This is a genomic window from Hoyosella subflava DQS3-9A1, from assembly GCF_000214175.1.
Classification (GTDB): domain Bacteria; phylum Actinomycetota; class Actinomycetes; order Mycobacteriales; family Mycobacteriaceae; genus Hoyosella; species Hoyosella subflava.
Genome location: NC_015564.1, coordinates 423,839 through 437,414 on the forward strand (window position 1 = coordinate 423,839; position 13,576 = coordinate 437,414).

The window sequence follows — 13,576 nt, forward strand, 5'->3', positions numbered from 1 at the left end:
GTTATGACTGCTACGAGAGGCCGACTCGACGTGATGAGTCGCCGGGCGAAAACAGTCGTCCGGAAACCCGTCGGCGCGCTGGACTCGCTGGGCGAGCAGATGGCCTTCTATGCCCGGGCCATCGGCTGGATTCCGGCGACGATCAAGAAGTACCCGAAAGAAGTAAGTCGTCTGCTTGCAGAGGTCACCTTCGGAACCGGTGGTCTGGCAGTGATCGCGGGCACCTTTGGTGTCATCATCGCGATGTCGATGTTCACCGGCGTCGTCGTCGGTATGCAGGGCTTCGCGTCACTGGATCAGATCGGCGCTTCGGTGCTCACGGGCATGCTGTCCGCGTACATCAACACCCGCGAAATTGCGCCTGTGATTGCCGCGCTTGCCCTGTCGTCGACGGTCGGTTGCGGCTTCACCGCGCAGCTCGGTGCTATGCGCATCTCAGAGGAGATCGACGCGGTCGAGGTTATGGCCGTTCCAAGTCTTCCGTTCCTCGTCACTACACGCATCGTGGCCGGCTTCATCGCCGTTATCCCGCTCTACGTCGTCGGATTGTTGTCTGCTTACTTTGCCTCCAGAGCGATCAACATCTACCTCAATGGGCAATCGACAGGCGCGTACGACCATTATTTCAACCTGTTCTTGCCGCCTGAAGACGTCTTATGGTCGTTCGGCAAGGTGCTGGTGTTTGCCTTCGTGCTGATCATGGTGCATTGCTTCTACGGCTATACCGCGAGCGGCGGTCCCGCAGGCGTGGGAGTCGCGGTGGGCTCGTCAGTGCGGACAGTAATTGTGACGATCGCGATTCTAGACTTCTTCCTCAGTCTCGCGATCTGGGGTACATCGACGACGGTGAGGGTTGCGGGATGAGTGCGCCGGGTAAAGCGAGAGTTCGCATCTATGGGCTGACCTTCATCGTGCTCATCATCGCGTTCGTCCTGTTCACGACCATGACATTCGCGAAGGTGTTCAAGCCCGTAACCAAGGCTGTGGTGAATGTAGAGACGCTTGGAAACTCACTGCAGAGAGAAGCCGACGTCAAGATCTCCGGCGTCATCATTGGCGAGGTCCGAGGCACCCGATCGACACCGGACGGACGTGCTGAGATCGACATCGCGATCGACCGAGACCAAGCCGACTTCGTGCCCGCCAATGTCACTGCGCAGATCTTGCCGAAGACACTCTTCGGTGAGCGGTATGTCGAACTCGTCATGCCAGACGACCCGGGACCTCCCATCGCCGCCGGAGCGATCATCCCCGAGGATGATGCGGGAAGCGCGATCGACGCCTCCCGCATGTATGACGTCTTCTATGACCTCCTTACCGCAGTGCCGCCACAAGATCTCGCGGTAACCCTCGGATCGCTCAACCAGGCATTCAGCGGACGCGGCGAACGCCTCGGCGTGATGGTCGAGCGCTTCCAGGAAATGGCCGAGGGCATCAACAGGGAACTCCCGAACCTCGAGGCCACAATCCAGGATTTCGCGACCTTCGCGGATACATATAGTGACGCGCTACCCGACATAGTCGACGCACTCGACACATTCCGGACGACCAACACCACAATCGTGGAGCAACGGTCGTCAGTAGATCTGATGCTCGAGACGCTCACCCTGGCTGCCGGAGACCTCCGTGGATTCCTTGACGTCAACGGGGACCGGATCATCAACATCGCAGCGGACTCACGCGAGGCGCTGGAACTGCTCGCGCGATACTCGCCATCGTATGGCTGCGCGATCGGCTACTTTGCTGACCTGGTGCCACGGTTCGAGCGGCTCTTCGGAGTGGGTGTCGAGGAACGCGGACGGGGCCTGAACGTCACAGTGCAGCTTGCGAATCCGCGAGGAAAGTACCTACCAAATCAGGATGAGCCACGCATGTTCGATACGCGCGGACCGATCTGCTACCAGCCGGTGCCACCGACTGAAGGCAAGTTCGGCCAATATCCGGGCGGCGCCATCAACGACGGCGCCTACGCACCGCCATCACGCAACCCAGGCCCGCAGAATCTCCAGCAATTGCCGGACCCGTTGGCATCCGTAGCGCCGTTGGGCGGTAGCGGAAACGCGTCCGACATCGCGGGAAGCCCGGCGGAACGCGACGCACTGTCCGTGGTCTACGGCCAGGCGACAGGCCTCGAGCCAGAGGATGTACCCGGCTGGACGACGCTGATTGGTGCACCAGTACTCCGGGGAGCAGAGGTGAGCTTCGAATGAGAGGCCTAGCAGCACCACTGATCAAGCTCGGCATTTTCATCGTTACCACCGTGCTCGCCGTCAGCGTGCTCGCCGTTGCGATCGCCAACTACCTTCCCACCGGCGGCAATACCTACAAGGCGCGATTCACAGATGTCACCTCCATGAATGTGGGAGACGAGGTTCGAATCGCGGGCGTGCGCGTTGGAAGTGTCACCGGTCTCAAGGTTGTTGACCGAAGCGAGGCCGAAGTCGAGTTCCGGTTGCGACCGGGAATTGAACTGCCGGCCGACGTACAAGCAGCGATCCGCTACCGCCACCTGGCAGGCCAGCGTTACCTCCTGCTCAACCAAGGCGATGAACAAAATGGTCAGCTACTTGAGCCGGACGCCACGATCCCGAACACGAGTACGAAAGATGCAGTAAACCTCACGGTTCTGTTTAACGGCTTCCGGCCGCTGTTCGAAACCTTGCAACCGGAAGATGTGAACAGGCTTGCGGACCAGATCATCCAGATCTTCCAGGGTGAAGCGGCGACGATCACCCAGTTGGTCGCGAACGTCGGCACGCTTACGAACGCGATTGCTGACCGGGACGCCGTGATCGGTGCTGTGGTTAACAACCTGAACTCGGTACTCGAGCGGGTGAACGAACACGACGACGACATTCGGGACATGGTGTCCTCATTGGACGTCTTGGTCTCGGGGCTCTCCGATGACCGTGAAACGGTGGGCAGCGCATTCGCTTCGCTCGCGTCGATGTCTGAGGAACTGAACGCGTTGCTCGAGCCGTCCCGCCCGTCGATTCAAGGGAACATTTCGGCAATTGATCAGCTCGCGGGCAACCTCAATACGGGACGGCCCGCGGTCGAATCAGCGATTCAGAACCTGCCGGTCAAGCTCGAACGTTTTGGCAAGACTGCGTCCTACGGCTCGTGGTTCTCGATGTATCTGTGTGGAATCGATCTCACGCTCGGGCCGGGATCCCCTCCAACCCGGCTTAACCTGCCGACAGGCCTGCCGCAGATTAACCAGCCGATCTACACCAATGCGGCAACGCGCTGCCAGCCAGGGGGTATCCAGTGACGACCCACCGCAGCCCGGTCATTACCGGCTTCATCGGTTTATTGGTCCTTCTCTTCGCCACACTGTCCGCCTTCTACCTTTCCGACGTCCCTATTTACGGTGCGTCTAACCGCTATTCGGCTGAATTCAGCGAGTCGAGCGGCCTGGAAAGCGGCGACGAGGTCCGAGTAGCGGGTGTCAAAGTTGGTGACGTCACCGACGTCAAGCTCGAAGGTGACAGGGTCGTCGTGGACATGCTCGTCCAGGACACCTGGATAGGTGACCGAACGAGTGCCTCGATTCAGATCAAGACTCTGCTCGGGCAGAAGTACGTCGAACTCGAACCACGCGGTACTGAGGGGCTGGATCCTTCGGTGCGAATTCCATTGGACCGCACCGTCGCTCCATACGACGTCGTGCCTGCGTTCCAGGAAGCTGGACGCACACTCGGCGAGGTGGATATGCCGCAGGCAGCTGAGGCCTTCGAAACGCTGTCTGATGCATTCCGCGACACACCTGAGCATATGCAGAACGCCATCGACGGAGTCACCAGACTGTCGGAGACGATCTCTAGCCGCGATCAGGAACTGATCGAGCTTCTCGACAGGACACGCGATACAACGCAGATTTTCGCGGACCGCAACCAGGAGTTCCAGCGGCTGATCTCCAACGCCGGGCTGCTGCTTCAAGAGCTGAACATCCGGCGTGAAGCGATTTCGCTCCTACTGACATCAACTCAGGACTTGTCGAACGAGCTCACCGGCCTGGTCGCGGATAACGAGCAGCAGATCGGCCCCGCGCTCGCGCAACTGCAGGGCGTCACCGACATGCTTGTCGCGAACCAGGAAAGTCTTGGCCGAGCAGTGAATCTGATGGCCCCGTTCTACCGCGTCTTCGCCGACACGCTGGGTAATGGCCGCTGGTTCGACATTGCGATCCTCAACATCACTCCGCCAGGGCTCCCGGATGTGCCTGGAATCCGTGAACCGATCCGCACTGTGGGAGGCAACTGATGACGCGGCAAAAGACGTTCGGGGTGATTGCCGCCGGCCTGGTGCTCGTCCTGTTGGCCGGAATAGTTGTCTGGTACTTCTTCTTCCGGCCGGGCATGAAGATCACGACCTACTTCCCGACGACGGTAGGCATCTACAGCGGCACAAACATTCGCGTGCTCGGAATCGATGTCGGCAAGGTATCGAGCGTGACCCCCGTCGGTGACGAGGTTCGCGTCGAGATGAACATCAATCGCGGCGTGGACCTTCCTGCTGAAGTCCACGCGATGCAGATGACTCCGTCACTTGTTTCAGACCGTTTCATCCAGCTCGCCCCGGCGTACTCAGAAGGTCCGAAACTCGAAGGGCCAGACGCAGAGATCCCCCGTGAGCGCACAGCGACTCCCGTGGAGGTGGATGAGATCTATCAGGCACTCGCTGACTTCACAGAAGCAATGGGTGCCGACGGAGCGAATGCCGACGGTGCCCTAAGTGAGTTCATCGACGTCACCCACGAGAATCTCGTCGGAAACGGGGAGGCTCTAGGCCGCTCCATCACCGAACTAGCTGAGGCCTCACGCGTGTTTGCCGACGGCCGTGAAGACTTCTTTGGTACGGTCCGCAACCTGCAGGAACTATCGACAGCACTAGCTGAGAACGACGCGCAGGTGCGCAACTTCAACACCCAGATGGCAACGTTCTCAGACTTCCTCGCGGGAGAGCGGGACAATCTTGGTGCGGCAATCAATCAGCTTTCGTTTGCGCTCGACGACGTTGCACGTTTCGTCAATGACAACCGAGAAGCACTGTCGAGCAACATCGATGGTCTCGCACAGGTGACGGGCCGTGTATCGCAGGAGACCGACGCGATGCGAGAGATCATCGTGGCCATCCCCATCGCGATCAGCAACCTTGCCAACGCGTACAACGCAGAGGCTGGGGCGCTATCGGCACGCGTGAACCTGCTTGAGTTGCAGGATCTCGGTGGCACAATCTGTGGTCTTGTCGATCTGCAACGTCTCTACCCCGGTGACTCGCGTTTCGCCGAACTCGGGCGACAGATGGCGCCGATCATCAGACAGTGCGAAGGTTTGGCAGAGCAGGTCAACGCCGGAGTTCAGAGCCCCGGAGTGGTCTTGCCACTGGGGATCATGAGCAACGATCTAGTCCAGCGTTCCGGGCCGGTACCAGGCACGGTACCGGGCCAGTTCTCGCCGATTCCGCAGACGCAAAACGAGCAATCATTTACTGCGCCGCACGGGGGAGGTGGACAGTGAGCAAGACATCCGCTGTTCGTAAAAGGCTACTTAGAGGGGCTGTCGCCACGACGGGGCTGGGAGCGCTGGCAATGACCGCCTCTGGCTGCTTCGTGATGAGCGACGGCATCTACACGTTTCCCCTTCCAGGCGGCCCGAGCCTGGGCCCCGATCCCATCTCCGTGACCGCCGAATTCGACCAGGTGCCTGAGGTCTTTCCGGAAACCATGGTCAAGGTCAATGGCGTCAATGTGGGCAAGATCGACAGGGTGGACCTGAGTGATGATGGATGGAACGCCGTCGTCTCCATGACGCTTCAAAACGATCTTCAGCTTCCCGCGAACTCACGGATCTCGATTCAGCAGACCGCACTGCTGGGTGAGAAGTTCCTCGCCATCGAGCCGCCACCCCAAGCAGACCGTGTGCCGGAGGTGATCGAGGAGGGCGATGTCATCCCAATCGACAACAGTCGGGTCCAGATCGAGATCGAGGACATCTTCGGTGCGCTCTCGCTACTGCTGAACGGCGGCGGCGTGGCCCAAATCCAGCCGATTATCGAGGAACTCGACCGGGCTTTCGGCGGTCGTGAACCACAGGTGAAGGCTCTGCTAAATGATACGAACCAGCTAGTGGCGAGCCTGAACAACCAGCGCGCGGAGATTCAGCGCGCGTTTGACAACGTCGAGGTTATGTCTGGACGCCTGGACAACCAGCGCGAGCAGATCAGCCGGGTTGTGGAGGAAATTCCCCGCGGAACCCAGATCCTCAGCGAACAAACGCCCCAAATCATCGAGATGCTCCGGCAGCTCGACGGGATGAGCCAGGTGGGAACCCAGGTGATCGGGCAGGCCCGCGACGATCTCGTTCAAGACTTGCGCGCGCTTCGCCCGACGCTCCAGGCGCTGGCGAACACCGGGCCGGATCTCCCGAACTCGATTCAGCTGCTCCCGACCTATCCGTTCCCGGACGCTGCCATCGATTCAACCTTCGGTGGAGCGATTAACCTCTGGCTGGCGGTCGATCTGTCGATTGCCGACACTTTGGAGAACCTCGGCGTGGGCCAGGGCACACCGCAGTATGTGGCTCCGTACGGTTCGCCACAACCGGCAGTTGACCCGTCGAACCCGTACATCGGGGGCAACGGCCCGCGGCCGGGCCCGGGGACACAGCCTCTACTGCCACTAGGAAATCTCGTCCAAGTCGGACTCCCGAATGGTGACGAGATGCCAGGTCCGATCCAGGACCTCCTGAATATGTTGGGAGATCGGCAGCCATGATTTCACGATTCGTAAAGATCCAGCTCATCCTCTTCGTGATCGTGGCTGTGGTGGGCGTGATTTTCGTGAGCGCCAAGTACGCGCGTCTCCATACGCTGCTCGGCTTCGGTGAGTTCCCGGTATATGTCGAGATGGAAGACAACGGAGGAATCTTCCCGTACGCCGAAGTCACATACCGGGGTATTCCAGCGGGACTAGTTGGCGAGGTAGTGCCGATACCAGGTGGTACTCGGGTGGAACTCCTCATTCGCAACGATGCGCCGGACATCCCAGCTGACTCACGAGCGAAAGTCAACAACCGCTCGGCTGCGGGCGAGCAGTTCGTCGACCTCCAGGCTGACACCGACGAAGGGCCGTACCTCGAATCAGGCTCCGTGATCGAATTCGAGAACAGTTCCGCGCCGGTACGTGTGGAGTCTTTGCTCAACGGCCTGTATGACCTGTCGCAGTCGATCCCGCTAGATAAGTTCAGGGAAGTTGTGGCCGAGACGGCGGAGATTTTCCACGGCCGCGGCGAGGATCTGGGCACGATCATCGACTCATTCGATGCCTTCTCCGAGGAAGCCAATGAATCGATGGATCAGACCTTACAATTCCTCCGTGACGGCAGCGTGGTGCTACGCACTCAAGCTGAGCAGGCAAACGAGATTCGGTCGTTTTCTCGCGATCTGACCCTGATCACGGACCAGTTGCAGCAGAGCGATCAAGATATTCGACGCATAATCAACACGTCGACAGATGCGGGTGCGGCCGTGTCCGCTCTGCTCGAACGAGGGGGGCCAGGTCTTACTGAGTTCCTACGGACCACGGAGCCTATAGCCGAGGTTCTCGGTGAGCGTGGTCAGTTCCTCCGTCCTGTCCTGCAGGCACTGCCAGCGCTTGGCGCGGCGGCGTACACTGCTGCGCCTGGTGACGGCACGGCCCGCTTTGGTCTCATTTTCGAGTTGAACAACCCGCCGGCTTGTACTGTCGGCTACGAAGGTACCTATCAGCGGCTCCCCGGAGGCCCCACCGGAAATCCCATGATCAACGGTGCGATGAGCGACTGGGAGTGGGATACGTCGGTTGGCTGCCGGACGCCGCAGGGCAGTCCCGTCGGCGTCCGAAGCTCGAACAAGGCGATCTTCGCTGATCCCAGCGTTCCTCAGCCTTGGGACAACAACCCGAAGCGTGCCGGTGACCACACAGACCTCGCACCCTTCGGTCGGCAGGCATTTGAACTACTTGAGCTTGTCGGCTGGAACTGACAGCTCAGGTAACCGAATTGGGGTCTCGCGCGACGCGATCGTGAAGGATTCACCCTCTGTGTAAGGGTGAATCCTTCACGATTGTGGGCTGCTGGGCCCCAATTCGCATGCGCACAGATCTGTCTGTTGGCTGAGAAATCTTCTTGGAAAATCGCGGGAAGGCAATGTGATTACTTCGCAAAGGTACGGTGTACGCGTGAGTGACAAGACTGTCGAAACTGATCCAGCTCCGGCCAAAACTCAAAAGTCAGGGGGGAAGCTGGGTGCGGTAGTGATTGCGCTTTTCGTACTGGCAGTCGTTGCCCTCGGGTGGGTCGGCTTCGCGTGGTGGAAGGCTCTCGATCAGGCAGGCACCTCAAGCGAGCGGGACAGGCTGCTCGGTGAGGCCAGGCAAGCTGCCGTGTACCTCAACTCATTCGATACCAATGATCTTGATGCGACTTTCGGAAATATTGAGTCGGTGATCACCGGTGAGCAGTTGCGCGCGGAGATGGAAGAAGCGCGCAATCAGCTCGAGTCCGATGCCCCGTCCGGGGGCCGTATCAATGCTGACGTGACCGATATCGCCATAGTGAACTTCGATCCCGACTCCGATGAGGCGCTGGCTATCGCTGTCGTTCTGAGGACGACGGCCGGGCCCACAGGGCAATCCGTGACGCAGCGGGTCATGATGGAAATGCAGCTGGCGCGCGTCGATGGTTCGTGGAAGGTCTCGGCGTCAACTCAGGTTGGGACGCCGGCATTGGTCGCTGAATCGCCGGGTGCGGACGGCGAGTTGCCGCCAGAACTGATGCCTGAGGGTGCGGAGCTTCCCCTCGAAGAGCTGCCCACCGACGAAACTCCCGGTGAAGGTGCCCCAGAAGATGAACCTCAGCCTGGGCAACCTGGTGAATAGGCCGGTTTCGCGGATCTAGAAGTATTAGGAGTCCCTATCTATGTCTCGTCCTCGTCGCACTACACCTGGCCCCGGAGGGAAGAACCGCCGGCCCAAGCTGGCTGGCCACGGGAGCAGCCGTGACCCACAAGTACAGGGCACGGCAAGTGATGCTTCAACCGGCCCGAAGCGCCGCTCAGACAAGCGGGCCGGGGGCGGTTCTGGCCGCCATGCCGCTGGGCGCGGCGCCCTAGCTGGCGTCAATACTCGATTGCTGTCCGCAACGATCATCGTGGGCGCAATCGCCATCGCTAGCGCGATCGTTCTTGCGGTGGTGCATGGCCCTTCGGCGTTGCGTGGACAGCCGGAGAGCGACGGTATCGCGTTCGTCGATCAAGCGGCGACCACGGAAGTGGAGAACCGCACGAAGGAAGCTCTCGCAGCGGTCTTCAGCTACGACTACAGAACCCTCGACGACGACTTTGACCGTGCGCTGTCGTTCCTCACCGAGGATATGCAGGATGAATACCGGCAGACCATTGACGCAACGCGCCAGGCAGCCGAACAGCGCCAGGCCACAGTCGAGATGGCGATCCGGCATGCCGGTGTGCACGCGTTGTCAAACGATGAAGCTGAACTGCTCGCGCTGTCACTTGTGAGCACCGAATACGACGACGTGCCGGGGGAGATGTACTCCGGCCCGCTGCGTGTGGTCCTCAAGAAGGTGGATGGCGACTGGCTTATCGACTCGATCGACGAGCGATAAACGACACATCTTGGTGTTTCAGCGTCGCGGCCCCGGTGACACGAGGAGCAAGTAGGATTATGCTTCCGATGGGATGACAGTAACCGCGCATGGTTGCTAGGAGGCAGCTGCGGTCGTTTCGTCCCACCGGAAGCGTTCTATAGTCATGCGCGCAGGCGGGCGAGCGGTACGATTCTGCTGCCACGCCAGATGCTCTATTCGACATCTGACTAATGTTCGTCTATTGTTGGACGTTGCGCTGGCTGCCTCCTGTCCATACCTCGTTGTTCGTCTTGGCGCTATTCGTGCCCAGTCGAGTGGGGAGGGTTCGTTCGGGGTGCCACCAGCGGACTCAAACACTCAGCAAAGCAGACGACAGCGATTGCCGTTCGTAGTTCAGAGCGGCGCGCGTGAGGTGCTGGAAGGACGCATCTTGGCAGTCTCCCGCCAGACCAGTTCAGTGGCCGGTATCCCCGGGGCTCCTAACAGGGTATCTTTTGCGAAGATTCGCGAACCCCTTGAAGTACCCGGGTTGCTAGACCTTCAGTTGGATTCGTTCGAATGGTTGATCGGTGCTGAGAGGTGGCGCAAGCGTGCCGCAGCCCGCGGGCAGGAGATCCTGACGAGCGGTCTTGAAGACGTTCTCGAAGAGATCTCACCGATCGAGGATTTCGCCTCCTCAATGTCACTTTCGTTCTCCGACCCTCGGTTCGAAGAGGTTAAGGCCTCCGTCGACGAGTGCAAAGAGAAAGACATGACGTACGCCGCTCCGCTCTTCGTGACGGCGGAGTTCATCAACAACGAAACCGGCGAAATTAAGAGCCAGACGGTCTTCATGGGTGATTTCCCGATGATGACCGACAAGGGCACTTTCGTCATCAATGGCACGGAGCGGGTTGTGGTTTCGCAGCTCGTCCGGTCGCCTGGCGTTTATTTCGATAAGACACGCGACAAGTCCACGGAAAAGGACCTGTACAGCGTCAAGGTCATCCCGAGCCGGGGAGCCTGGCTTGAGTTCGACATCGACAAGCGCGACACGGTTGGCGTGCGTATTGACCGGAAGCGGCGTCAGCCCGTCACTGTGCTACTCAAGGCGCGTGGCTGGACCAATGAGCAGATCGCGGAGCGCTTCGGCTTCTCCGAGATCATGATGTCGACGCTGGAGAAGGACAACACCGCTGGCACCGACGACGCACTGCTCGACATCTACCGCAAGCTTCGTCCGGGCGAGCCGCCGACGAAGGAAGGTGCGGAAAACCTCCTCGAAGGGCTGTTCTTCAAGGAGAAGCGCTACGACCTGGCGCGTGTCGGCCGCTACAAGGTGAACAAGAAGCTCGGCCTGACGGTCGATCCCACCTCCACGGTGCTCACCGACGAGGACATTGTCACCACGATTGAGTACCTCGTTCGCCTGCAAGCTGGCGAACGGAGGATGGCTGCTGCCAACGGCGACGAGATTCGCGTCAATGTCGATGACATTGACCACTTCGGAAACCGCCGACTGCGCACCGTTGGTGAGCTGATTCAGAATCAGATCCGCGTGGGCCTGTCCCGCATGGAGCGTGTTGTTCGTGAGCGGATGACGACCCAGGATGTCGAGGCGATTACGCCGCAGACACTGATCAACATCCGGCCAGTTGTCGCTGCGATTAAGGAGTTCTTCGGAACTTCGCAGCTCAGCCAGTTCATGGATCAGAACAACCCGCTTTCGGGGCTTACCCACAAGCGGCGCCTATCAGCGCTGGGACCAGGTGGTCTGTCCCGCGAACGTGCAGGTCTCGAAGTGCGCGACGTACACCAGTCGCACTATGGCCGCATGTGCCCGATTGAGACGCCGGAAGGCCCGAACATTGGTTTGATCGGTTCACTTTCGGTGTATGCGCGGGTCAACCCCTTCGGCTTCATCGAAACTCCATACCGCAAGGTCATCGATGGTCAGGTGACGGATGACATCTTCTACCTGACAGCTGACGAGGAAGACCGGTATGTCATCGCGCAGGCGAACTCGCCGCTCGATGCCGAAGGCCGCTTCGTTGAGGATCACATCCTCGTCCGGGTCCGGCGTGAAGCCGAGTCCGAGGTGGAGTTCGTATCACCGAGCCAGATCGACTTCATGGACGTCTCACCACGTCAGATGGTTTCGGCTGCGACCGCGATGATCCCATTCCTCGAGCATGACGACGCTAACCGTGCCCTCATGGGCGCGAACATGCAGCGTCAGGCTGTGCCGCTGCTCCGCAGCGAGGCACCACTCGTTGGTACTGGCATGGAACTGCGCGCCGCATATGACTCGGGTGATGTCATCGTCAGCGAAAAAGCTGGCGTCGTCGAGGAAGTTTCCGCCGACTACATCACGATCATGGCTGATGACGGCACCCGCCGTACCTACCAGTTGCGCAAGTTCAGCCGCTCGAACCAGGGCACATGCATCAACCAGCGCCCGATCGTCGACGAAAGCCAGCGCGTTGAGGTCGGACAGGTTATCGCCGACGGTCCTTGCACCGACGAAGGCGAGATGGCCCTCGGTAAGAACCTGCTCGTGGCGATCATGCCGTGGGAAGGCCACAACTACGAGGACGCGATCATCATTTCGCAGCGTCTCGTAGAAGAGGACGTCTTCACCTCGATCCAGATCGAGGAGCATGAGCTCGATGCCCGCGACACCAAGCTCGGTGCCGAGGAAATCACCCGCGACATCCCGAACGTTGCTGACGAGGTGCTCGCTGACCTCGATGAGCGGGGGATCGTCCGCATCGGTGCGGAAGTGCGGGACGGCGACATCCTCGTTGGCAAGGTCACGCCGAAGGGTGAAACCGAACTGACGCCGGAGGAGCGCTTGCTCCGCGCGATCTTCGGTGAGAAGGCACGTGAGGTGCGCGACACCTCGCTGCGTGTTCCCCACGGTGAAACCGGCAAGGTCATCGGTGTTCGCGTGTTCTCACGTGAGGATAATGACGACCTTCCTCCAGGTGTCAACGAACTTGTGCGCGTGTACGTGGCGCAGAAGCGGAAGATCCAGGACGGTGACAAGCTTGCTGGCCGCCACGGCAACAAGGGCGTTATCGGCAAGATCCTCCCGCACGAGGACATGCCGTTCCTCCCGGACGGCACGCCGGTCGACATCATCCTGAACACCCACGGTGTTCCGCGTCGTATGAACATCGGCCAGATTCTCGAGTCGCATCTTGGCTGGATCGCAAAATCGGGCTGGAAGATCGACACGGTCAACGGGACTCCTGACTGGGCGGCAAACCTCCCTGAGGATGTCCTCGAAGCGCCAGAGAACACGCGGACCGCGACACCCGTCTTCGACGGTGCCAAGGAAGACGAACTCGCGGGTCTGCTCGGTTCGACTCTGCCGAACCGTGACGGCGACCAGATGGTCGGCGCAAATGGTAAGGCACAGTTGTTCGACGGCCGTTCCGGCGAGCCCTTCCCGTACCCGGTCGCGGTCGGTTACATGTACATCTTGAAGCTGCACCACATGGTCGACGACAAGATCCACGCCCGTTCGACCGGTCCTTACTCGATGATCACCCAGCAGCCGCTAGGTGGTAAGGCCCAGTTCGGTGGTCAGCGGTTCGGTGAAATGGAGTGCTGGGCCATGCAGGCCTATGGCGCCGCGTACACCCTGCAGGAACTTCTGACGATCAAGTCGGACGACGTCGTTGGTCGCGTCAAGGTGTATGAAGCGATCGTCAAGGGGGAGAACATCCCTGAGCCCGGTATCCCTGAGTCGTTCAAGGTTCTGCTCAAGGAACTGCAGTCGCTGTGCCTCAACGTCGAAGTCCTTTCTTCGGACGGCGCCGCAATTGAGATGCGTGACACCGATGACGACGATGTGGAACGTGCCGCTGCAAGTCTTGGGATGAACAGCCGGGCGATCTGACACAGGTTCTGGTACGGCGCGGCCGCCACGCTGGTTTCCGCGC

At 60.0% G+C, this 13,576-nt stretch carries 10 protein-coding genes; all 10 read left to right on the plus strand.

All coding sequences use genetic code 11. The features are described from left to right. The first annotated feature begins 3 nt into the window (after positions 1 to 3). Positions 4 to 864 carry an MlaE family ABC transporter permease gene (locus tag AS9A_RS02065; protein ID WP_013805229.1) on the plus strand — a complete coding sequence of 287 codons (861 nt, stop codon included), beginning with the start codon at positions 4 to 6 and terminating at the stop codon, positions 862 to 864. Further along, positions 861 to 2,210 (plus strand): MCE family protein, encoded by a 1,350-nt coding sequence (locus AS9A_RS02070; protein WP_013805230.1) that lies wholly within the window; start codon positions 861 to 863, stop codon positions 2,208 to 2,210. Before AS9A_RS02065 ends, AS9A_RS02070 begins: the two co-directional genes overlap by 4 nt. Further along, a complete protein-coding gene (locus AS9A_RS02075; protein WP_013805231.1) occupies positions 2,207 to 3,274 on the plus strand; it encodes an MCE family protein in 1,068 nt (355 codons plus the stop codon). Before AS9A_RS02070 ends, AS9A_RS02075 begins: the two co-directional genes overlap by 4 nt. Then, positions 3,271 to 4,266: an MCE family protein gene (locus AS9A_RS02080; RefSeq protein ID WP_013805232.1), complete on the plus strand. Its 996-nt coding sequence runs from the start codon at positions 3,271 to 3,273 to the stop codon at positions 4,264 to 4,266. Before AS9A_RS02075 ends, AS9A_RS02080 begins: the two co-directional genes overlap by 4 nt. After that, the gene (locus tag AS9A_RS02085) at positions 4,266 to 5,522 is read left to right on the plus strand and encodes an MCE family protein (protein ID WP_013805233.1); all 1,257 of its coding nucleotides are present in this window, start codon (positions 4,266 to 4,268) and stop codon (positions 5,520 to 5,522) included. The genes AS9A_RS02080 and AS9A_RS02085 overlap by 1 nt, the downstream gene beginning before the upstream one ends. After that, positions 5,519 to 6,778: an MCE family protein gene (locus tag AS9A_RS02090; protein ID WP_041450793.1), complete on the plus strand. Its 1,260-nt coding sequence runs from the start codon at positions 5,519 to 5,521 to the stop codon at positions 6,776 to 6,778. Before AS9A_RS02085 ends, AS9A_RS02090 begins: the two co-directional genes overlap by 4 nt. Then, positions 6,775 to 8,025, plus strand: a complete 1,251-nt coding sequence (locus AS9A_RS02095; RefSeq protein WP_013805235.1) for an MCE family protein — start codon at positions 6,775 to 6,777, stop codon at positions 8,023 to 8,025. The genes AS9A_RS02090 and AS9A_RS02095 overlap by 4 nt, the downstream gene beginning before the upstream one ends. Positions 8,026 to 8,221: 196 nt before the next feature. Beyond that, positions 8,222 to 8,920 (plus strand): hypothetical protein, encoded by a 699-nt coding sequence (locus AS9A_RS02100; protein ID WP_013805236.1) that lies wholly within the window; start codon positions 8,222 to 8,224, stop codon positions 8,918 to 8,920. 40 nt (positions 8,921 to 8,960) lie between these two features. Continuing rightward, complete coding sequence (locus AS9A_RS02105; RefSeq protein WP_013805237.1) at positions 8,961 to 9,665, plus strand: hypothetical protein; 705 nt, start codon at positions 8,961 to 8,963, stop codon at positions 9,663 to 9,665. Between the two features lie 394 nt (positions 9,666 to 10,059). After that, on the plus strand, positions 10,060 to 13,533 hold the full coding sequence (gene rpoB, locus AS9A_RS02110) for a DNA-directed RNA polymerase subunit beta (RefSeq protein WP_041451404.1): 3,474 nt from the start codon (positions 10,060 to 10,062) through the stop codon (positions 13,531 to 13,533). Positions 13,534 to 13,576 lie beyond the last annotated feature (43 nt).

What these genes read in the sequence shown, in the direction of transcription:
- AS9A_RS02095 (WP_013805235.1), top strand. Translation starts at nt 6,775, where the DNA reads ATGATTTCACGATTCGTAAAGATCCAGCTCATCCTCTTCGTGATCGTG.
- AS9A_RS02065 (WP_013805229.1), top strand. Translation starts at nt 4, where the DNA reads ATGACTGCTACGAGAGGCCGACTCGACGTGATGAGTCGCCGGGCGAAA.
- AS9A_RS02105 (WP_013805237.1), top strand. Translation starts at nt 8,961, where the DNA reads ATGTCTCGTCCTCGTCGCACTACACCTGGCCCCGGAGGGAAGAACCGC.
- AS9A_RS02085 (WP_013805233.1), top strand. Translation starts at nt 4,266, where the DNA reads ATGACGCGGCAAAAGACGTTCGGGGTGATTGCCGCCGGCCTGGTGCTC.
- AS9A_RS02070 (WP_013805230.1), top strand. Translation starts at nt 861, where the DNA reads ATGAGTGCGCCGGGTAAAGCGAGAGTTCGCATCTATGGGCTGACCTTC.
- AS9A_RS02075 (WP_013805231.1), top strand. Translation starts at nt 2,207, where the DNA reads ATGAGAGGCCTAGCAGCACCACTGATCAAGCTCGGCATTTTCATCGTT.